Raw genomic sequence first — 21,800 nt, 5'->3', positions numbered from 1 at the left:
GTTCAGTTTTCAAAGATCAATCATTACTTCCTTTTAAGAAGCAACTTTATAATTCTACCATTTTAAAAGTTTAATGTCAACAACTTTTTTGAATTTCTTTTTCTCTCTCAGAAGCGACATTTAATATCTTAACATCTGATTGAACTGTTGTCAACAACTTTTCTTATTTATTTCCGGTTATCTTAACCAGTTTTTATATAATACCACCCATTTCATACTAGGTCAATAGATTATACATGGTAATTCCGCCCAATTTTAATATTGCAATGCTTTGCGGCATTTATTACATTGCTATATAAAAATAACCAACCCCGATATGGAGTTGGCCTCATATTATCTATCTCATTTAATAGAAACGATATTACTTTCCTTCATTTTAACTAAACCTTCTTTTTCTAATACTACTTGCTCACCTTCGATAAGATTGGTGAATACAATTGAAGTTATAATAGAAGGTACTTTTTCTTTTAGGAATTCAAGATCCACTTTTAATAATGGTTGTCCCACTTCTACACAGTTGCCTTCGTTAATTAGCATCTCGAAACCTTCACCTTTTAGATTAACTGTATTGATTCCGACATGGATTAAGATCTCTCTGCCTCCATCTGACATAATACCTAGGGCATGTTTTGTCGGAAACACATTGATGATTTTCCCTTTCACTGGAGATACAATCAGCCCTTCTAATGGGAGGATTGCAAATCCATCACCCATCATTTTATCTGAAAATACTAGGTCTGGAACTTCAGTGATGGGTTTTAGTTCTCCCTCAGCTGGCGATACGATTACTTCATTATTAGATTGAAGAACTTCCACTTCTTTATCTGGAATAATTACTGTTTTATGAAGTCTTTTTCCAGACATAATATCTTTCATTTGCGACTTAATAGTATCTGATTGAGGGCCAAACATTGCTTGAATGTTATTTCCAACTTCTAAAATACCGGCTGCTCCTAATTTTTTCAGACGTTTCTTATCTACATCTTTAATATCATTTACCGAAACTCTAAGGCGTGTAATGCAAGCATCTAAATGAGAAATATTTTTCTGTCCACCCATTGCCTCAAGAATATTAAATGCAAGATCTCCTTCTTGTCCTTGAGTTACTGATTCAAAATCTTGTTCCCCCTCATCATCTTCTCTACCAGGAGTCTTGAGATTAAGCCTCACAATCGCAAATCGAAAAACAACATAATAAATAACTGCAAAACACAATCCTAACAGAATGGCCACCCACCAGTGCTCTTTCCCAGGAAGTATACCAAATAGTAGAAAATCAATTGCACCCCCTGAGAAGGTATAACCTAAATGCACCTTGAGCAAGGCTAATATTGCAAATGATAGACCATCCAATACTGCATGAAAGAAAAATAACAACGGTGAGACAAACAAGAAAGAAAATTCAAGCGGTTCCGTAATCCCTGTTAAGAATGAGGTTAAAGCAGCTGAACCAAGTAACCCTGCGACCAACTTTTTCTTTAAAGGTTTTGCAGTATGGTACATAGCTAAAGCTGCTGCTGGAAGACCAAACATCATGACCGGGAATTCGCCACCCATAAAATAGCCCGCAGTAAGTTTTACATTATCCTTTAATTGTGCAAAGAAAATCGTCATATCACCGTGGACGATATTGCCAGCAGCCGTCTTATATGAACCGAATTCATACCAAAACGGTGCATGGAAAATATGATGGAGTCCAAACGGAATGAGCAAACGTTTAATGAACCCGAAACAGAATGCGGCAATATAAGTTCCGTTTCCCAATAGCCAATTTGAAGCACTGTTCATACCATGCTGAATCGGCGGCCAAATAACTAGCAATAAGAGACCTGCAATTAACGAAGCGACCGCAGTTACAATCGGAACGAACCGTTTCCCTGCAAAGAAACCAAGAAAAGCTGGCATCTCGATTTTATGGAACCTGTTATAACAGAAAGCTGCAAGCAAACCGATAATAATCCCACCAAATACACCTGTTTGTAATGTAGGAATTCCTAAAACATTCGCATACCCAGGATCTTTCTCTACCAATTTGGCAGTCACACCGGCCCAGGTACTCATCACCTGATTCATAACCAGGTAACCTACAATAGCTGCAAGCCCAGCCGCACCATCTCCCGCCAAACCAATAGCAACACCAATAGCAAAAATTAGCGCTAAATTTCCGAAGACAATACTACCCGCATCCGCCATAACACTGGCAATCAACTGAATCCAGTAAGTGTCTAAAAACGGTAAATAGTCCAGTGTTGTTGGCTGCTGTAGCGCATTTCCAAAACCCAACAATAATCCTGCAGCTGGTAAGAGGGCTACCGGGAGCATTAATGCTTTACCGATCTTTTGTAAAACACCAAAGATTTTCCTAAACATTGTAAATCCACCTTTGTCTTTTAACTTTTAATCATAATCTAAACAACTAGAAATAAATTTTTACAACAAAAAAGGCATCGATAAAAAAGATAGAAATGAGTATAGGAATATATTCTCCTTAAAATCCTCACTTCAATATCTTCTCTACTCATGCCTGATCGGATCAGTAACACGTATAAAAGAATGTTACTTTATTTTATTTTGTATTCGCTGTAAATGCATCGTTAAATATACTGCTTCCGCATCAAATACTGGTTTCTTCAATGTATGTTGCATGATCTTGATAAGTTTCCAAGCAAGATTATAACACAAAGGGTATTCTTGTTTTAAAAAGGATGTAATTTTTTCTGGCTCATTCACTTTTTCTCCGTTTAATACACGATCAATTGTATATCTTAGGTGGCGAACCAGTCTCATATAATTCACTTCATCCTTGTCTAATTTTATGCCAAATTGATCCTCAATTGTAGCAATTAATTTAGAGATTAATTGTGAATATTGGTTAATCTCCGATAAATTTTTATTTGTCACTGCACTATGAATATGCAAAGCAATGAAACCAATTTCTCCTTCTGGGAGCTGAATATTAGCTGTATCATTAATCATCTCTACTACTTCACTAGCAATTACGTATTCTTCTGGGTACAACACTTTTGTTTCCGAATTAAACGGATTTTTAATGGCCAGCCCTTTCATTAAACGATTAATCGCGAATAATATATGATCCGTTAATGCAATATGGATATGCTCATCCAAATAAGCTTCCGTTCGTTTCCTTATTAACTCGATCGCAGATATGATTACTTCAAGTGTGTCCTCATCAATAAATGGAAGAAGCTTCTTATATTGGATCTGTTCAACTTCACCTTTTAATAAAAACAGTTTTTCCGCTTCTTGTTTTGAAATGGAACTCCCCTTTTTCCGGTTAAAGCCAATTCCTTTACCAATAAGTACTACTTCCTCATATTTTGAATTAGAAGCAATAACGACATTATTATTAATAACTTTTACTACTTCAAACGCTTCCATAATATTCTCCTAAAGTCCGACAAATTCCGTCATTATTTCTTTAGTTTACCTAAAATAGTAAGGGATATCAATTAAAAGAGAGCCCCAAGTGAGGCTCTCCGCAATTTTTACAAAATAAAGATAAAGTATAGGATAAAGATAAAAAAGAAAACATACATCACCGGGTGAATCTCTTTCCATCTTCCTTTTAACAACATAGTAATTGGGTAGAAAATAAAGCCGATTCCAATTCCTGTTGCTATCGAATAGGTCATTGGCATCATAATGATTGTAAAAAATGCAGGAACAGCAATTTCGAACTTTTTCCAGTCAATTTCATTTAGTGATGATACCATTAACACTCCGACAACAATTAAAGCAGGTGCGGTTACAGGTGAAGTGATCACACCTAAAACCGGGAAAAAGAAAAGGGAAAGTAAAAACAATATAGCAGTAATGACACTGGCAAATCCCGTTCTTGCACCAGCTGCAACTCCAGCAGTCGACTCGATATATGCAGTCGTTGTTGATGTCCCTAAAATAGAACCAATGACCGTTGCAGATGAATCAGCAAATAAAGCTCTCCCTGCACGAGGTAATTTATTATTTTTGATTAACCCTGCTTGATTAGCGACTGCAACCATTGTGCCCGCTGTATCAAAGAAATCTACAAATAAGAAAGTTAAAACGACAACTAACATTTTTACTGTAAAAAGGTCACTAGTATGGTGGAATAATGTTTCGAATGGTGCTCCAAAGGTTGGGGCAATACTTGGTACGGCACCAACAATTTTATGTGGCACATCTATTAATCCTACAATCATCCCAGCAACTGTTGTTAAGAGCATTCCGATAAAAATAGCACCTTTCCAACCTCTTGTCATCATAATAATCGTGATAACAATTCCAAAAATAGCTAAAAGCGTGTTTCCATTCGTTAAATCCCCAAGTCCAACTAGTGTAGCATCATTATCAACGATGATTTCTGCATTACGAAGTCCAATAAATGTAATGAACAAGCCAATCCCCGCGCCAACGGCTAATTTTAATTCAACAGGAATGGCATTAATGATTTTTTCTCGAAATCCGAATAAAGTTAAAATGACAAAAATAATTCCTGAAAACAGAACACCAGTTAATGCTTGTTGCCAAGACATACCAAGTGTTAGTACGACCGTATAAGCAAAAAATGCATTTAATCCTACGCCAGGTGCAAGTGCGATTGGATATTTCGCTAAAAATGCCATGATTAATGTACCGACAGCAGCTGCAAGCGCTGTTGCCACAAATACAGCTCCAGAATCCATACGCAAAGCATCTGGGAAATCTTTTACAGAAGATAATGACAATGTTAACGGATTTAAAATTAGAATATATGCCATTGATAAAAACGTTGTGATCCCACCAATGATCTCACGTCGATAATTCGTCCCTAGTTCATCAAATTGAAAATATTTTTTCATTGTCTCTCCCCCCATCGATAGATAACGGAAATAATAAACGCCCCGAACAAATTTGTTCGGAGCGTTGACCTTAAGGTTGAGAAAAAATTATAGGCGGAAAAAGTCGAGATTCCACACCTGTATCTCATAACCTCGTAGTCAAGCTATTTACGGCAGCTTGGTAGAAACTTATCAGGCCATATCCCCGAAATTATACGATGTTTACTATTTAATTTATAAATATAGTTTATATAGTTTTAAAGCACTAGTCAATACAAAAACGAATAATATTAATTATTTCCAAATTAATGTTCGTATATTGTAAATGTTTTGCTTGTCTAGGCCGGATAAGGCGCCTTCACTTTTCTTATTTCCATTCTACTTTAAAGGTTCGGGGTATTGTCCTTTTTGAGCAACCAAAACTAATCAAAATAAGCGGATATTTTCCGGTTATACAGCAGAATAGAGCTCGAATTGGGGGAAATAAGCGGAGTTTTTCCGCTTAAGCAAAGCAAATTTACTCATTTTCACGTTTTTCGAGTTAATAGTCGGAATCTTTCCGGCTATTTAGGATATTTTCAGTGCTATTTTCTTAATTAAGGGGAATTTTTCCGCCTATTTTTCAAACTCAATTTAGCGTCTAATGAACTTGTACCATTTCTCCTTTAATTAACAAAAGCTTGAGAAAAAAATCCCAAGCTTTTGTGCTAATTATATTGTTATTCAATCCTACGAAATCTTACGGTTAAACCACTGATACAACTGCCTTCCCAGCACTTTTAATCATTTGAATGTTAGATATCTACTCCCACTCAATCGTTGCAGGTGGCTTAGATGTAATATCATACACCACACGATTCACATGGCTAACTTCATTAACGATACGTGTTGAAATAAGTTCAAGTACATCCCATGGAATGCGTGCCCAGTCAGATGTCATTCCATCGATTGAAGTAACGGCGCGAATGCCAATTGTGTAATCATACGTTCTTGTATCTCCCATAACCCCTACACTGCGAATGTCAGGAAGAACGGTGAAATATTGCCATATTTCTCGATCAAGGCCAGCCTTTTTAATTTCTTCACGTAAAATATAATCAGATTCACGAACAATTTCTAACTTTTCTTCAGAAATCGCTCCAAGCACACGAATACCTAAACCAGGACCTGGGAATGGTTGTCTCCAAACAATGTCATCAGGAATTCCTAGTTCTGTTCCAAGTGCACGAACCTCGTCTTTAAACAATGTATTTAACGGTTCAATCAACGTAAATTGCATATCTTCAGGAAGACCGCCGACATTATGATGTGACTTGATTGTTTGTGCAGTAGCTGTCCCACTTTCGATAATATCGGTATACAATGTTCCTTGTGCAAGGAATTCAATACCTTCAAGTTTTGTCGCTTCATCATCAAATACGTAAATAAATTCATTACCGATAATTTTACGTTTTTTCTCTGGGTCAGATACTCCTTCGAGCTTTCTCAAGAAACGGTCTTTCGCATCGACTTTGATGACATTCATATGAAAGCCTTCGGCGAAAGTTTTCATAACACTTTCTGCTTCCCCTTTACGCAATAAGCCATGATCAACGAAAATACATGTTAATTGATCACCTATTGCTTTATGGATAAGAACGGCTACTACAGAAGAATCTACTCCGCCGCTAAGTGCGCAAAGAACTTTCTTATCTCCTACTGTTTCACGGATTTTTTCCATTTCAATTTCAATAAAGTTCTCCATTGACCAATCCGCAGAACAATGACATACATCAAATACAAAGTTTCTTAAAATATCATTTCCGTATTGTGAATGTTGGACTTCCGGATGGAATTGCACAGCATATAACGAACGATTTTCATCACTCATCGCTGCAATTGGACACGAAGGGCTGACAGCATCGACAACAAAACCTTCAGGTGTTTCTGTAACAAGATCCCCGTGACTCATCCATACAACTTGTTCGTTTGGAAGATCTTTAAAAAGTCCCGCAGATGGTTGAACATTGATTTTTGCTTTACCATATTCTCTATGAGTAGCAGGCTCAACTTTTCCACCGAAATGTTTGGTCATCAATTGCATACCGTAGCAAATGCCAAATACCGGAATTCCTAAATCGAAGATTGCTTCATCACAGCGAAATGAATTTTCATCATACACACTATTAGGCCCACCGGAGAAAATAATGCCTTTTGGATTCATCTTTTTAATTTCATCTACCGTAATGGTATGTGGGTGTAGTTCACTATACACACCAAATTCACGAATTCTTCTAGTAATTAATTGATTGTATTGACTGCCAAAATCAAGGACGACAATCATTTCTTGTGTTATTTCAGGCATATCGATTCCCCCAACCTAAGTTTTTTCTTAATCATATTTTCCCCTATTAGTAAGGAAACTATATCAGCATATCGATTGAAAAATACAAAAAAACTAGAACTCCACCTCAAATAAATTAAGAAGGCAGAATTCTAGTTTCAAAGCATAACTAACTACATCATTATACAATAATGATGACAATTAATAGAATCACACTGCCTTCATAGTTAAATCATTCACGGTGATTTAGTAGAGACTTCTGGACCATATTTCCAAAATTATATGAAGCACTATTTTTTTAATTGTCATCATTTTATACTTGTTTAAACATACGGTCAACCCGTTGTCTTTTTAATTAAATTTTCCCACAATTCCCGAGTCTGTTCCCAATCAATCTTGATATTTTCTCCCCGATAAATATTTCTCTCATATTGTTCGGTTAATTGATACATCGTCTCTGTTCCAAAGTAATTATCCACATTTCTTGCGTATTCCCTCAATGTTTGACCTGTTTCTTTTCGCAAGCCAAATCTCTCTAACTGTTTTAAAAGTGACAAATAGGCTTTCGAGAACGTTTCCGTGTCATTTCTTGCTCGGTATTTCCAAATAAGAATGTAAGGTAGCCATTTGCTGCGCTTTAAATAGATAAAACCCGAAATCAGCATAACAATGATGATACTAATAACGATGAACATCCAATGGTCTTGGAAAACTTTCGTTGTTTTTTCCCACAAGTTTGTAAATGAAAATCCATCTGAACTGGTCGTTTCATTATCTGCCTCTTGTTCTTTTTGCGGTTTCTTTTTAACTTCTTCCTCTTTTGGTGTAGTAGAGGCAGCCTGTGCCTTTGTAGTCAGATCATTATTGAAAACAGAGTTATTTACAAAGCCCATCGTCGGCTCAAAAGGTACCCAGCCTACATTTGGAAAAAAGACTTCAACCCATGAGTGTGCATTATTATTGGTTACTTTATAAATATTTTGCGAAACACCCTCCGACCCTTGATATTCACCTGATGAGTATCCTTTGACCCACCTGGAAGGGATTCCAATTGAGCGAAGCATCGTAACCATAGAAGTAGAAAAGTTATCACAATATCCTCTTAGTGTTTCAAATAAAAATTGATCTACATAATCTTGATTCTCTTTTGGAATTCCTACATTTTTCTTATCATACTTATATTTACCGGATTGCAAATATCCTTCGATTGCCTTTGTCTTATCGTACCAATTCGTTTTATCCTTTGTTAATTCCTCCGCGAGATCCTTTACACGCTTCGGAAATTTTTCTGGTAACTGAATATAACGCGGATCAAATTGTGCATTCTTACCAGTTATTTGACTCATTTTTTTTATGCTATATCGTTGAAGTTGATAAATTACCATGTAATCCCTTATATACAAGGGATCATTATTTTGAATAGCTGTAATTTTTTCTGTCGCATCATTTACTGAGAAGGCATCCTCCTTCTCCGGGTCAATACCAGATGGTTTATTATATAAAATATTTGTAAATCCATACGTATGAACAAGATTCGGGCTTCGTTGTTCTAGCGTAATTGAAGCGGATTTGGATTTTTTCCTATTTTCCTTCTCGTCTTTTGAAGATGGTACCAAACCTTTATTTAACGAAATCGGAATATCGTCCTGCATTCGATAGGTGGATGTTGCATCTGGTTTAGATGTTTTCCATCCCTTCCCTGTGTATAAGTCTTTTGTTTCCATTCTCCAATATTGACGCGATTCTGCTACAACCCTAAACACAACCGTATCATCACCTTCAAAGGGCCCGCCCAACTTAGAATCATCCACACGATAGCCAACTTTTTTTACGCTTGATCTTATTCCTTCTTTATTCCCATTCTTGTCCGCTCCAGCATAGGATTTCAAATAAGGAACAGGATCTGGCCATATAGGAGAGGCTTTAGGGGCAATAAGGGCTATGAAAATACTGCCAATAATCATTACGGACAGAGGGACCATCCATTTTGTCATTAACTTTTGCGTAGACCGTACATTTTCTCTTTCGACAAAACGTTGAAAAAATAACATACCTAATAGAACAAATCCAAAAAAAACCGTTCTTACAATCGCAAACTTACTATTGTATGGAGTAAATGTATCAAGGACCGTTATGTAAACAATGGTCATCACAAAAAATAGAAATACATTTCTCCTTACGATCACCCAATATCTTAGCAAATACATAATTAGCCATAGCAAAATAAAAAACAACATTGTCCTGAACTCATTAGTGAGTTGACTCCAATTTCCGGCGAATAATAGACCGATATTTTTCATGATATCAGTTAACAAAATACTTACCCACTCTATTCCAAAAATTGGTTTGTCAAAGAAAATATGATGTAACGAAAAGGATATAAAAATGATTTTTAAAACGAACACTGGGAAAAATGGAGCGTTAAATACGTACAAAATAAATGAAAGGATTATAAATATAATAAACAAAGATGTATTTCCCGTATTTGCAACTTCCTTTAAAGGATAGATCCATTCTAGTAAAAGAAAAAAACTAAAAAGATATAAAATCAGTGAAAGACCTTTGTTATTTTCCCTTATCGTCATCTTTGTTTCACCCCCGTTAAAGCCGAGCGGAAATCCTTTTCATGAAGGAAATTTACAAACACTCCATAACGAGTGGCAATCGAACTTAATTGGTATTCGTCATCAAGAAATGGTTCGTTATCATTTTTTACGACAAAAATAATCACCGTTCCAGTTCTTTGCACATGTTTCCTTACCATATCAACTAACGCCTGTGTTAAATTAGAAGTGATAATTAATAAGGAAGCTGATCGTTGATAGAATGCTGACTCGCCATCCAAAATACTAGAAATATGGACATTACTATCCGCTTTTACTTTAGCTAAATGATGGAATAGTTGCTGTCTATACTCCTCTCCTCCCCTAATTGGGAAAATGGTACGCTCCTGTCCAATTGAGTAAAACCCTATTTGACCACCATGTTGAATAATCGTGCGAATGATTGATGCAGAAAATTTCACACATTCCTCAAACGATGAAGAAGGTGAGCGATCTAAAATAATGGATACATCATTCGATTGGCGCTCCTCAAATTCTTTCGTTTTCATCTCATTTATTCTCGCTGTCGCCTTCCAATCAATCCATGTGAAACGATCACCCGGTTCATAATTTCGTATTCCCGCAACCATTGATGTATCATTTTGAATTTTTATTTGAGATGCTGTAGCTCCTTGCTCATATCTACTTTCAAAAGAGCGGTAAATAATATCCGAAAAGGCAGGATAAACTAGTATCGATTTCTCCAAAGAATAATCCTTTTCCTTTTCAAATAAGCCAATAGGATCGCCAATTTTGACATATATTTTATCAAAATGGTGTTCTCCTCTCGGTAAATTAGGCATACTGTACTCAAGTTGAATATGTTTTTTGAAACCTGGAAATACAATTTGCTTCCCATTCTCCTTAGAAAGACTTGAAGTGTTATTGATGATGAGAAAAAAGAGTGGGAATGAATATTTTCTATTTATTTTTATGACGACATTAAGATGTTCCCCGGCTAAATAAGTATCTTTATTAAATGTTCTTTCGATTACCAAATCTCCAAGAGGGTAAAAGGCAATACATAATGCATAGAGAGCGAAGGGGACAAAACTGAAAAATAGGAACCAGCTAACAAAGCCACCTTGAAACATGGCATAGGAGAAAGTTAATAGAATAAAAATAAGAAGAAGAATTAGTTTCCCCCATGTTTTTAATTTTGTTTTCATCATTATCTCACTGCCCTTTGAACGGGAACCTGTACAAATTTAATTACTTCTTTTACAATATCTTCTGCTGTTTTGCCGCCATATTTAACCTCGGATTTAACAATAATTCGATGCGAAAACACGAATGGGGCTAAATATTGTACGTCGTCAGGAATAATGAAATCTCGGCCATGTAATAAAGCATAAGCTTGTGATGCTTTCATTAATGCGATTGATCCACGAGGACTTACCCCTAGGTAAACATTCGTATGATTCCTAGTGTAATGTGCTAGTTCTACAATATATTGTTTAAGTGTTTGATCGACATACACTTCTTTTACTTCATCTTGTAATTCCACTAATTCGGAAAGAGTAATTACCGAGTCTAAACGGTCAATCGGTGCTTGTTTTTGTGTTCTATCTAATATATCTATTTCTTCATTTATATTTGGATACCCCATTTTCATTTTTAAAAGAAAACGATCTAACTGAGCCTCTGGTAAAGGGTATGTACCTTCATATTCAATCGGGTTTTGTGTTGCCATAACGAAAAACGGTCGCTCCAATTGTCTTGTATTTCCGTCTACTGTGACACTGCTCTCCTCCATTCCCTCAAGTAAAGCGGATTGTGTTTTCGGAGATGTACGGTTTATCTCATCAGCGAGAATAATATTTCCCATAATTGGACCTGGTCTATATTGGAATTCAAATTCTTTCGGATTATATATTGATACTCCGATCACATCGGAAGGCAATAAGTCTGGTGTAAATTGGATTCTCTTAAAGTTGGCATTTACTGATTTGGCCAATGCTCTTACCATCATTGTTTTTCCAACCCCTGGAACATCTTCTAATAAAACATGCCCTTCAGCTAATAACGCAACAAGACTGAGTTCCGCCACATCTGATTTCCCAATCATTACTTTTTCGATATTATTTATAACTTGCTTTAATTTTGGATGAAAAATGGTATCTTTCATTCGAATCCCCCTATTATCTCTATCAATGTAGTCTGGAAAATTTTAAAATTTCTTATTATTTTTAGCATACTATGAATTGGGATGAAGAAAAAGAGTTGAACGAAAAAATTCCTAGACTTTTTCCTTTTTTTTATAGGGTTTTGAGAATAAACAATGGTCCGTTCCTTTCCGCTGCAGGCACTTGCTTTCTGCGGGGCTGGCGATGAGCCTCCTCGTCGCTCCGCTCCACTCTGTGCTTTTAATACGTTTAAAAAACAATTTTTAAAAGAACCTAATATAATAAAAAAAGAGCCCCTTAGGACTCTTTTTTATTTCCAAAAATCATCAAATATTGTGATTGGCATGTGTCGTTTATGTTCGGATTTTTGATATAGTTTTTCAATGGTTTGTTGTGCTTGCTCTGAAACCTTTTTTCCTTCTAGGTAATTATCAATTTCGTCATAGGTGACGCCTAATGCACTTTCGTCTGACAATTGCGGCCGTTCATCTTCAAGGTCAGCTGTTGGTGTCTTTAAGTATAAATGCTCTGGGCATCCTAGTTCTTTGAGCAGCATTCTACCTTGACGCTTATTTAAGCGAAAGATAGGTACGAGATCCGCTCCGCCGTCTCCATATTTTGTATAAAATCCTGTAAGGTTTTCAGCTGAATGATCGGTACCAAGAACAACGCAATTTTCCATGGCGGCAATACTATACTGTGCTTTCATCCGCTCTCTTGCTTTTTCATTACCTTTTGCAAAATCAGATAAGATAATGCCTGCTGCTTTCAATGAAGCTTCACTTGCATCGACAGCAGCTTTAATGTTTACTGTTATAGCTTTAGTGGGGTTAATAAATGTAATTGCATCCTCCACATCTGCTGCATCCTTTTGAACACCGTACGGAAGCCGAACAGCAATAAATTTATATTCATTATTCCCAGTTTCTTTACGCATCTCATCAATCGCTAGTTGCGCTAGTTTTCCTGTTAAAGTAGAATCCTGGCCCCCTGATATACCTAAAACAAATCCTTTAAAAAAGGGATATTTCGATAAATAATTTTTAAGGAAATCTACACTCTTTCGGATTTCCTCATGGGCATCGATTGTAGGACTCACTTTCATGTTTTCAATGATTCTTCTTTGTAGCTCATCCACTTCGCATTACCTCCATTATCTTTTTTATTTTTTCATATGGGCAATCTTTTCACGAACGTCCTCAATATTTTTAATTTTGTTATCCCAACATTTTTGGCTAAGATCAACTGGATATTCGTGGGGATTAAGTGAGCGTTTGTATTCTTCCCAGAGTAATCCTAAGCTTTCTTTCGTGTAGCCTTGTATTTCTTTTAATTCCGGTAATCGATAGACTAATTCCCCATTTACAAAAATATCATGTTGTAAATCTTTCGCTTCAAAATCAGTTACAGTTTTACTTATATATGTGTGCACGGGATGGAACATTTTTAGCTTTTCTTGAGATTGTGGATCTTCATCCTGCATTGCAATATAGTCACCTTCAGATTTATTCGTATTTGTATTAATAATTCGATAAACCTTTTTTAAACCAGGTGTCGTCACTTTTTGCGCATTTGATGAAATTTTAATGGTATCTTGCATCACTCCATTTTCATCTTCAATGGAAACCATTTTATAAACCGCGCCTAATGCCGGCTGCTCGAAAGCAGTGATTAACTTTGTCCCTACTCCCCACATATCAATTTTGGCTCCTTGGGACTTCATATGGAGGATTGTATACTCATCTAAGTCGCTTGATGCGACAATTTTCGCGTCTGGGAACCCTGCTTGGTCTAACATTTTTCGTGCTGCTTTTGATAAAAACGCCATGTCTCCGCTATCTAATCGAATACCAATAAAATTAATTTTATTCCCTAATTCTTTTGCAACTCGTATAGCTGCTGGGACACCCGATTTCAACGTATCATATGTATCCACTAAGAATACACAATCCCGATGGCTTTCTGCATATTTATGAAAAGCTGTATAATCATCACGATATGCTTGTACCATCGCATGGGCATGGGTACCTGAAACAGGGATTCCAAATCGTTTACCCGCTCGAACATTACTTGTTGAATCAAACCCGCCGATGTAGGCAGCTCTTGTTCCCCACACAGCAGCATCCATTTCATGTGCTCTGCGCGTACCAAATTCCATTAATATTTGGTCACCAACTACATTTTTAATTCTCGCTGCTTTCGTTGCAATCAATGTTTGGTAATTCACAATATTAAGCAAGGCGGTTTCAATTATTTGCGCTTGTGCCAAAGGTGCTTCCACATGAATTAAAGGTTCACTGTCAAAAACGATTTCCCCCTCTTTCATCGACCGAACGGTTCCTGTAAAGCGCATTTCACTTAAATATTGTAAAAATTCCTCATCATAGTTCAATTCTTCACGTAAATATTGAATATCTGTTTCAGAAAAATGAAAATCACGTAAGTATTCAACAATTCGTTCTAACCCCGCATATACTGCATACCCATTGTCGAAAGGAAGCTTCCTGAAAAAAACTTCAAATACCGCTTTTCGTTCATGAATACCGTCATCCCAATATGTTTTTGCCATATTGATTTGATATAAATCCGTATGCAGTGCAAAACCGTCGTCCTTATATAACTTTACCATTTAACCCCACTCCTTATTTACCCTAAAAGAGTACCTTCGCACCCAATGTATTTTTAAAATGTTCTAATGCCCATTGATGGCCTGTATCATTAAAGCTCGCCACAGCGTTCCCATGAACAACTATTTTGTATCCTTTATTATAAGCATCTACAGCCGTATGCAATACACAAATATCCGTACAAACGCCACATAAATGTAGTTCTTCAATTCCACGTTCTCTTAGCTTTATATCCAAATCCGTTCCGGCAAATGCACTATAACGTGTTTTATCCATATAGTGTACATTTTCGTCATTTTTATGTTGTTCATACAAACCCTGTAAAGCTCCGAATAATTGACGCCCCTGTGTTCCTACTATATTATGCGGTGGAAACAGCTTTGCCTCCGGATGGAGTGTGTCTTCTTTTTGATGACAATCGATCGCAAAAACAACATAATCACCGGAAAGTATAAAATCGCTTGTTAGCTGGATAATTATATTTTCAATGTCTTGACCTGGTTTCCCACACGTTAATTTACCATCATCTGCAATAAAATCGTATGTATAATCAATATTAATTAATGCTTTTCTAGTCATCACAAAACACCCCTTATTGGCAATCTCGACACTATTGTACTATAAATTCTTAAAATAAGTGAAAATAAAACACCCATTTAATTACCGTAATCATTTTAAACAGCAATTAATGGATGTTTTTTTAAGATCTAAATCGTTTCAGAAACGTATTTAGAAATGATGAATATACCCACCATTAAAAGAAAAAACAGCATATCTTTTCCACTAACCTTCAACTCATGATAGAAAGTTCGATCCCTGCTTCCCGTGAATCCCTTTGATTCCATTGCAATTGCTGTTCGCTCTGCTTTTCGTATCGCACTTGCTAAAAGTGGAATGGTGTATTTTTTTAAAAGCTGTATTCTCCCTTTTATCCCTTTCTCCCAATGAACGCCTCGAATTCGATGGGCATTTCTAATAATCGTAAATTCATCCTTTAATAAAGGTAAAAACTGATAGCCTGCTAAAATTCCGTAGGCAAGCTTAGGGGGAAGTTTACATTGTTGAATCAGACTTAACATAAATTTAGTTGTATCTGTTGTTAATATAAACATTAAAGACAAGGCAGCAAAACAAAGAACACGTAATCCAAGTGCCAGTCCAGTATTCAGTCCGTAATCAGTAATCTCAAAAGGACCTAATTTAGCATAAGTGACGAAACTAGTATTACTTGGTGGATTCGAAAATATTGTTGTTGTCCACACATACCCAAAGGCAATGATAAAAAACGGTACAAATCGTATACACCATTTTTTCATCCCTACTTTACCAAAAAGAAATGTGATTAAGACCGTAAAAGACAAGTAAAGCAACGGAGTTAAAGGGTCAAATACAAAAGCTAAAAGGACAACAGAGACCAAAACGACAATTGCTTTTATACTAGGATTTAGTAACTGAAGCCGCAATTGGTTCACCCCTTATCCCATATGTATTCCAAATTGAATATAATAATGGATTTTCAAGGTTTGCTTTCTCCACAATTTCACTATTTTCTAAAAATAGCTCATGAGGTGTTCCTTGAAACACTACTTCCCCTTCGAAAAGAACGATGACTTGATGAGCAAATTTCGCCACAATTTCCATATCATGAGTCACCATCAACGCCGTCATCCCAATGTTCACTCTCGATTGAATAATTTTCATCATTTCATTCGTCGCTTTCTCATCCTGCCCAAAGGTTGGCTCATCTAATATAAGGAATTCCCGTTCATCCACTAGCATCGTAGCTACACTTAAGCGCCGCTTTTGCCCTTGACTTAATATGAAGGGATTATGATCCTTTAACCGAAGTAAACGAAAATCTGAAAGAATATTAGCTACCTTAGAATCGATATCTTCTACTTTTTTCATTCTTGGACCAAAGGCTACTTCATCAAATACCGTATCCGCTATAAATTGATGCTCCGGATTTTGAAAAACGTAACCAATTGAATCCAACCTCACCTTTTCATCCAAATCCTTGAACAATTTATTCCCATAGAAAATCTCCCCTTGCTGTTCCTTAAGAAGTCCCGCCAACATCAAAGTTAATGTAGATTTACCCGCACCATTCGGACCTACAATCGCTGTCCATTCACCCTTATTTATTGATAAATGGATATTTTTTAAAATTTGTTTCTCCCCCCGGGAAAAGGAAACGTGTTTCATTTGGATTAACGGCGGTGTTGGGAAATCATTTACTGCCTGTAATGGAAAAGAAGTGTCTACCTCATCTAACTCTTCCATTAATTCATCCACTGTTAATGGATAAAAGTTTTCTCGCACCTGTTGACCGAATAGTGTCACCTTTGGGAGGCATATTCCAAGATCTTTCATATCATCAAAATGATGAACCAATCCTTTTTTCAATGAACCATCGTACATTAGTTGTCCGGATTGTGTAAAAACAAGGGTGCGATCAATAAAAGGAACCCAATAATCAAGTTTATGCTCTATGACGATGAGAGAAAAATTCATTTCTCTTTGCAATCTATCAATCGTTTCAGCAAAATCTTTTGTTGCCACCGGATCGAGCAAAGCAGTAGGTTCATCTAAAATCATCAATTCGGGTTCCATTGCCATCACACATGCAAGTGCCAGCTTTTGCTTCATTCCACCTGATAGGGTAGAAATATGAGCTTGTCTATACTTCTCTAAACCAACTAATGAAAGAGACCATTCTATTTTTCGTATCATTTCTTCTTTAGGTAATTTTATATTTTCTAAGCCGAATGCGATTTCATCCTCTACAGTGAGCATACAAAATTGGGAATCAGGATCTTGAAATACGACGCCAATTCGGCTGCTTAATTGTCCTGGTTTATAAGACTGAATCTCTTTCCCAGCATATTTAATACTCCCAGTCCTGTCCCCTTCAATTGAATTTGGAATCAGCCCGTTTAAACAAAGTGCTAACGAACTTTTGCCGGAGCCACTTGGTCCTAATAATAGAAGTTTTTCACCTTTATTTATGGAAAAGGAGATATTGTTTATAATCGATTGCTCCTCATAAGATAATGAAAGATTCCTAACTTCTAATAAAGGTTCCCGTATCTCCATTTCAATCACGCTACTTTTCTCTTTTTCATCTCTTTGCCTAATGGCATTCCATTAAGCACTCCTGTTTTTGCCAATCCTTCACTTATATACTTACCTAATAATCCCGCAAGGAGCGCACCAGAAACCATTCGTATCGCTAGCATGGATAAAACATACGATGGTGATAGTGTTGCAAATCCAGAGATAAAATACCCCCAAGCAAAACTAAATATCGCTGAACCAACTCCGGCAAGCATTAACACCCATGTTGAATAACGCTTCCAGCCAGTTGCGGCAAACACAACCTCAGCCCCTAAACCTTGGATCATTCCAGAGATTAATAGTCTTGGACCAACTGCATTCCCTATTAAAATTTCCACAAATGCGGCGATCGTTTCCGCCAAAACCGCTGCACCTGGCTTGCGAATAATATTTGCAACAATGATAGAAACGATAAACCATATCCCAAATATCGGTTCATAACCGATCGGTCCGACTAACCCAAAGAAAATATTCCCTACTTGGGTAAATAATAAATATACGATGGCAAAGACAATTCCTAACACTGACATCACAACAATTTCCCGCAGACTCCATTTAGACATCACTTTTTCCCTCCTTATTTCTTTTTCCTCGAAGGACTATTCGCCGAAATATTGACTGTCATTGTTACGTGCTTAACTTTTTCCTGAGTATAATTAAATGCATGCTCGAGTGTTGTAAACACATCATGCGCATCGCCGTCCAATCTGCTGGCATAGTGAATTCCTCCAGTAAATGTGTTTTGTTGTTTGGCGATATCCACAACATCTGCAATGATTTGCATATAGTTTTCATTATTCATCGGATATAACGCAAATTGTGTAGGCGCTTCAATATGAATATTTTTTACTCTGTCTTCATTCATCCGAACATCGTCCTCGGACATATACACATCTCCATCTAAATCTCCCGGGCATCCAATTGAAAATGTTCCATTTAAGACAACATGTTTTTCAGTATTAGCCGCAATTAAATAGATAGCTTTTGCAACGTCAAACACATGCTCCATTTTCCCACGGATTACTGTACTAATATCATCCGTTTTCACCCATACTTTAGTGGTGTCGACCCGTTGAAGCGTAGATAAAATAATATCTACAAATTCATCCGCCATCGGATAAAGGGAAAAACGAAAACCTACAATTCTACTTGTTCCACATACTTCTGTCATAACCATTCTCCTCTCTTTTTTTGGAGAATAAAAAAACTGCATCTCTTGGAAGATGCAGTAGTATACGAATAGATGCAAATCAATGAATGATTCTACACCAATACTACTACACTTCCCCACGCTAGTATTATCTAGATCGGGTAATAAGGGATCGGAACGCACTTCCACGTTCACATCTCAGCTTTTTCAGCACCCCTAGTGTAGATAGGTCATATGCAGTTTTATTATTCGCCCTTATCATACATGACAAAAAATCATGTGTAAAGTTACTTTAGCATTATTTGTTTATTCTCAGCATACCAAACTATTCTAGGAAAATATCCATAATGCAATTTCATTCAACAAAGTGATAAAATATACAACTTTCTATTTCCATTCTTTCCGGTTTATGATATCTTTATATAGTTATTAATATAATTTTTTATTTATAAATATCCATTAATTTTATTCGAAGTTGATTTCCGCTGCAGGTGCTCGCTTTCCGCGGGCGGTTCGGGAGCCTGTTTAGCTCCGGCGGCTATCGACTAGCGAACTTCCGGTCACCTCCCTACGATAAGTCATCATCGATTCGTCCTTTAGGACTCATCGTGATTCCTTTATCTCAGTCGCTGCCCTCCAGTTCGTACGTCGATAAGCAAGCCGCCTATGCTTTTCGAACTCCTCGGCGCTTATCGCGCCTGAGGGGTCTCCCGTATACCGTTTTTCCCGCAGGAGTCTCGCACCTTCCGCTCCAATCAACAAGACGTCTAAATCAAGATTGAACTTTAAACAAAGCCATTAGTTTAAACATGGTTATTTTAAGGGTATGAATGGATTACGGAGGGTTTATATAGATGGAGAATCAAAATGGAGGATTACAACGTAGTTTAAAAGCACGACATTTGACGATGATTTCATTAGGTGGATCCATTGGTACCGGGCTGTTTCTAGGAAGCGGATCTGCTATTTACCAAGCAGGACCAGGCGGCGCACTGCTTGCCTATATGATAATTGGTGTCATGGTGTATTTTATTATGACGAGCCTTGGTGAACTAGCTTCTTTCATGCCAACAAGTGGGGCATTTAGCACCTATGCTACCCGCTTTATTGATCCAGCACTTGGATTTGCATTAGGGTGGAACTATTGGTACAGCTGGGCGATCACACTTGCGGCAGAACTTTCCGCATCAACATTAGTCATGAAATTTTGGTTCCCAGATAGTCCATCATGGTTATGGAGCGGACTTTTTATCTTGATTATTTTTGGACTGAATATTCTCTCTGTTAAAGGCTATGGCGAGGGTGAGTATTGGTTCTCTTTCATTAAAGTTGCTACCATCATTATTTTCATTATCGTAGGTATTTTAATGATTTTAGGTATTATGAAAGGCGATGCCATTGGCTTTAAAAACTTCTCAATTGGGGACGCTCCCTTTCACGGTGGCCTACTAGCAGTTATTGGTGTGTTTCTTACCGCAGGATTTTCTTTTCAAGGAACAGAAATTGTCGGTGTAGCTGCAGGTGAAAGTGAAAATCCGAGAGAAAATGTGCCTAAAGCAATCAAAAGTGTATTTTGGAGAATTCTTTTATTTTATGTACTTGCAATTCTCGTTATAGGTTTAATTATTCCTTATACAACAAAAACCCTGCAAAGCGAAGACATCATGGTCAGTCCGTTTACGTTAGTGTTCAAAAAGGCCGGACTCGCATTTGCCGCATCATTAATGAATGCAGTCATCTTAACAGCCGTTCTATCAGCTGGAAACTCAAGTCTTTATGCATCTACAAGAATTTTATATGCTTTGGCAAAAGAAGGACAAGCTCCTAGGTTTTTTGGTAAATTAAATAAGCGTGGAGTTCCAGTCGCCGCTCTTATTGCGACAACTTTAGTGGGAATGCTCGCATTTCTAGCATCAGCTTTTGGTGATGGAGCGATTTACATGTGGCTGTTAAACGCTGCAGGGATTACTGGTTTCATTTTTTGGCTCGGTATTGCTGCCAGTCATTATCGGTTTAGGAAGGCTTATATCGCTCAAGGACATGCACTTGAAAAGCTTCCATACCGTGCAAAACTATATCCGTTCGGTCCAATTCTCGCTTTTGTCGTTGGATTAGTTGTCATACTAGCCCAAGACTATCAAGCATTTCTTGGTGATAAAATAAATTGGATGGATCTGATCGCCGCTTATCTCGGTATCCCATTATTTATCGTTATGTGGTTAGGATTTAAATTTATTAAGAAAACAAAAGTGGTTCCTTTGAAGGAATGTAAGATTGATATGGATGAGTTTAAGTGAACTACTGTATAGGCATTTTTGTATAAAAATGCCGTGGTAAACATAACCTTTGTAAAAAACAGGTTATTCAATGTTGGTAATTAGCCTGTCCTAACGCCCTAGACTTTGAGAGGCAAGAAGCCGATCAAGGTCTAGGGCGTTTTGAATAAAGTTTATTGTTGTTATGCATTGCATCGACTATATGATAATTCTTTTATTAGTTGTTCGGCTCTGTTATCTTAACAATCGATATGATAGGATTTCGGTATCGAATAATAAACCATCCATATCAAATATAATAAGCTGGATTTGCTTCATATAGGCTATCTCCTTTTCTATCCATTTTCAATAAATTTTGTCCATAATACTATATCTTCAAGAATTATGTTGTTAAATTATGAACTTCATTTTCCGACTAAATATTTTCGTATCATTTTTTACTTTTTCTATATTGATTCGGTGTTATCCCCACTTGTTTTTTAAAAAGTCTACAATAATAGGAAAGTTGCGAAATTCCACATTGTTCCGCAATTCGTTCTATTGACCAATCAGTATAGATTAAAAAGGCTTTTGATTGTTCAATACGGATGCGATTTAAATACTCAATTGGTCCATATCCAAACACTTGAACCATGCAACGTGCAATAAATTTTAAAACTTCAATTTCATCCTGATTTACGGTTTTCTCATAGTAGTATTTATCGGTTCGTTCAAATCCATTTTGCTTTGCAAGTTCCGTGTGTTTTGCAAGTAAAAAG

The 21,800-nt window shown here is 36.8% G+C and carries 16 protein-coding genes and 3 riboswitches; of the genes, 1 reads left to right on the top strand and 15 read right to left on the bottom strand.

The annotated features are described in order from the left end of the window. Nucleotides 1-342: 342 nt before the first annotated feature. The 14 genes from ptsG to B5V89_RS12370 all read right to left on the bottom strand — a co-directional run bounded on the left by ptsG (nucleotide 343) and on the right by B5V89_RS12370 (nucleotide 18,787). A complete protein-coding gene (gene ptsG / locus B5V89_RS12435; RefSeq protein WP_108072272.1) occupies nucleotides 343-2,370 on the bottom strand; it encodes a glucose-specific PTS transporter subunit IIBC in 2,028 nt (675 codons plus the stop codon). Nucleotides 2,371-2,556: 186 nt separating this feature from the next. Then, nucleotides 2,557-3,399 carry a glucose PTS transporter transcription antiterminator GlcT gene (gene glcT / locus B5V89_RS12430; protein WP_108072271.1) on the bottom strand — a complete coding sequence of 281 codons (843 nt, stop codon included), beginning with the start codon at nucleotides 3,397-3,399 and terminating at the stop codon, nucleotides 2,557-2,559. Between the two features lie 107 nt (nucleotides 3,400-3,506). After that, nucleotides 3,507-4,841, bottom strand: a complete 1,335-nt coding sequence (locus B5V89_RS12425) for an NCS2 family permease (RefSeq protein WP_108072269.1) — start codon at nucleotides 4,839-4,841, stop codon at nucleotides 3,507-3,509. 115 nt (nucleotides 4,842-4,956) lie between these two features. Further along, nucleotides 4,957-5,059, bottom strand: a riboswitch (purine riboswitch). 563 nt (nucleotides 5,060-5,622) lie between these two features. After that, nucleotides 5,623-7,164: a glutamine-hydrolyzing GMP synthase gene (gene guaA, locus B5V89_RS12420; RefSeq protein ID WP_108072268.1), complete on the bottom strand. Its 1,542-nt coding sequence runs from the start codon at nucleotides 7,162-7,164 to the stop codon at nucleotides 5,623-5,625. A gap of 183 nt (nucleotides 7,165-7,347) precedes the next feature. Next, nucleotides 7,348-7,449, bottom strand: a riboswitch (purine riboswitch). Nucleotides 7,450-7,478: 29 nt separating this feature from the next. Further along, nucleotides 7,479-9,728 carry a transglutaminase TgpA family protein gene (locus B5V89_RS12415; RefSeq protein ID WP_108072266.1) on the bottom strand — a complete coding sequence of 750 codons (2,250 nt, stop codon included), beginning with the start codon at nucleotides 9,726-9,728 and terminating at the stop codon, nucleotides 7,479-7,481. Further along, nucleotides 9,725-10,915, bottom strand: coding sequence for a DUF58 domain-containing protein (locus B5V89_RS12410; protein ID WP_213083808.1), 1,191 nt, complete (start codon nucleotides 10,913-10,915; stop codon nucleotides 9,725-9,727). Before B5V89_RS12410 ends, B5V89_RS12415 begins: the two co-directional genes overlap by 4 nt. Nucleotides 10,916-10,917: 2 nt before the next feature. Continuing rightward, the gene (locus B5V89_RS12405; RefSeq protein ID WP_108072263.1) at nucleotides 10,918-11,874 is read right to left on the bottom strand and encodes an AAA family ATPase; all 957 of its coding nucleotides are present in this window, start codon (nucleotides 11,872-11,874) and stop codon (nucleotides 10,918-10,920) included. Between the two features lie 308 nt (nucleotides 11,875-12,182). Next, on the bottom strand, nucleotides 12,183-13,010 hold the full coding sequence (gene nadE / locus B5V89_RS12400) for an ammonia-dependent NAD(+) synthetase (RefSeq protein ID WP_107920700.1): 828 nt from the start codon (nucleotides 13,008-13,010) through the stop codon (nucleotides 12,183-12,185). A 24-nt stretch (nucleotides 13,011-13,034) separates the two neighbouring features. Next, a complete protein-coding gene (locus B5V89_RS12395; RefSeq protein ID WP_108072262.1) occupies nucleotides 13,035-14,501 on the bottom strand; it encodes a nicotinate phosphoribosyltransferase in 1,467 nt (488 codons plus the stop codon). Nucleotides 14,502-14,523: 22 nt separating this feature from the next. Beyond that, nucleotides 14,524-15,078, bottom strand: a complete 555-nt coding sequence (locus tag B5V89_RS12390) for a cysteine hydrolase family protein (RefSeq protein ID WP_066235694.1) — start codon at nucleotides 15,076-15,078, stop codon at nucleotides 14,524-14,526. A gap of 128 nt (nucleotides 15,079-15,206) precedes the next feature. Continuing rightward, complete coding sequence (locus tag B5V89_RS12385; RefSeq protein WP_181294666.1) at nucleotides 15,207-15,962, bottom strand: energy-coupling factor transporter transmembrane component T family protein; 756 nt, start codon at nucleotides 15,960-15,962, stop codon at nucleotides 15,207-15,209. Continuing rightward, nucleotides 15,937-17,595: an ABC transporter ATP-binding protein gene (locus tag B5V89_RS12380; RefSeq protein WP_244913491.1), complete on the bottom strand. Its 1,659-nt coding sequence runs from the start codon at nucleotides 17,593-17,595 to the stop codon at nucleotides 15,937-15,939. Before B5V89_RS12380 ends, B5V89_RS12385 begins: the two co-directional genes overlap by 26 nt. Before the next feature lie 5 nt (nucleotides 17,596-17,600). Further along, nucleotides 17,601-18,179, bottom strand: coding sequence for an ECF transporter S component (locus B5V89_RS12375; protein WP_066235697.1), 579 nt, complete (start codon nucleotides 18,177-18,179; stop codon nucleotides 17,601-17,603). A gap of 14 nt (nucleotides 18,180-18,193) precedes the next feature. Next, the gene (locus B5V89_RS12370; RefSeq protein WP_066235699.1) at nucleotides 18,194-18,787 is read right to left on the bottom strand and encodes a YkoF family thiamine/hydroxymethylpyrimidine-binding protein; all 594 of its coding nucleotides are present in this window, start codon (nucleotides 18,785-18,787) and stop codon (nucleotides 18,194-18,196) included. A gap of 96 nt (nucleotides 18,788-18,883) precedes the next feature. Next, nucleotides 18,884-18,994: riboswitch (TPP riboswitch) on the bottom strand. 626 nt (nucleotides 18,995-19,620) lie between these two features. Between B5V89_RS12370 and B5V89_RS12365 the strand changes: the two genes are divergently transcribed. Then, nucleotides 19,621-21,063, top strand: a complete 1,443-nt coding sequence (locus B5V89_RS12365) for an amino acid permease (protein WP_108072258.1) — start codon at nucleotides 19,621-19,623, stop codon at nucleotides 21,061-21,063. Between the two features lie 409 nt (nucleotides 21,064-21,472). Here B5V89_RS12365 and B5V89_RS12360 read toward each other — a convergent pair. Continuing rightward, on the bottom strand, nucleotides 21,473-21,800 hold a 328-nt coding region (locus B5V89_RS12360; RefSeq protein WP_142406524.1), incomplete at its 5' end, for a helix-turn-helix domain-containing protein.

It is taken from the genome of Heyndrickxia sporothermodurans (assembly GCF_003055045.1).
GTDB classification, from domain to species: domain Bacteria; phylum Bacillota; class Bacilli; order Bacillales; family Bacillaceae_C; genus Heyndrickxia; species Heyndrickxia sporothermodurans.
The sequence above is the reverse complement of the archived record's forward strand: the minus strand, read 5'-3'. Positions and strand labels throughout refer to the sequence as shown.

Excerpts from the sequence above, each read along its gene's own strand:
- ptsG (WP_108072272.1), bottom strand. The coding sequence starts at position 2,370 with ATGTTTAGGAAAATCTTTGGTGTTTTACAAAAGATCGGTAAAGCATTA.
- glcT (WP_108072271.1), bottom strand. The coding sequence starts at position 3,399 with ATGGAAGCGTTTGAAGTAGTAAAAGTTATTAATAATAATGTCGTTATT.
- B5V89_RS12425 (WP_108072269.1), bottom strand. The coding sequence starts at position 4,841 with ATGAAAAAATATTTTCAATTTGATGAACTAGGGACGAATTATCGACGT.
- guaA (WP_108072268.1), bottom strand. The coding sequence starts at position 7,164 with ATGCCTGAAATAACACAAGAAATGATTGTCGTCCTTGATTTTGGCAGT.
- B5V89_RS12415 (WP_108072266.1), bottom strand. The coding sequence starts at position 9,728 with ATGACGATAAGGGAAAATAACAAAGGTCTTTCACTGATTTTATATCTT.
- B5V89_RS12410 (WP_213083808.1), bottom strand. The coding sequence starts at position 10,915 with ATGAAAACAAAATTAAAAACATGGGGGAAACTAATTCTTCTTCTTATT.
- B5V89_RS12405 (WP_108072263.1), bottom strand. The coding sequence starts at position 11,874 with ATGAAAGATACCATTTTTCATCCAAAATTAAAGCAAGTTATAAATAAT.
- B5V89_RS12395 (WP_108072262.1), bottom strand. The coding sequence starts at position 14,501 with ATGGTAAAGTTATATAAGGACGACGGTTTTGCACTGCATACGGATTTA.
- B5V89_RS12390 (WP_066235694.1), bottom strand. The coding sequence starts at position 15,078 with ATGACTAGAAAAGCATTAATTAATATTGATTATACATACGATTTTATT.
- B5V89_RS12380 (WP_244913491.1), bottom strand. The coding sequence starts at position 17,595 with ATGGAGATACGGGAACCTTTATTAGAAGTTAGGAATCTTTCATTATCT.
- B5V89_RS12375 (WP_066235697.1), bottom strand. The coding sequence starts at position 18,179 with ATGTCTAAATGGAGTCTGCGGGAAATTGTTGTGATGTCAGTGTTAGGA.
- B5V89_RS12370 (WP_066235699.1), bottom strand. The coding sequence starts at position 18,787 with ATGACAGAAGTATGTGGAACAAGTAGAATTGTAGGTTTTCGTTTTTCC.
- B5V89_RS12365 (WP_108072258.1), top strand. The coding sequence starts at position 19,621 with ATGGAGAATCAAAATGGAGGATTACAACGTAGTTTAAAAGCACGACAT.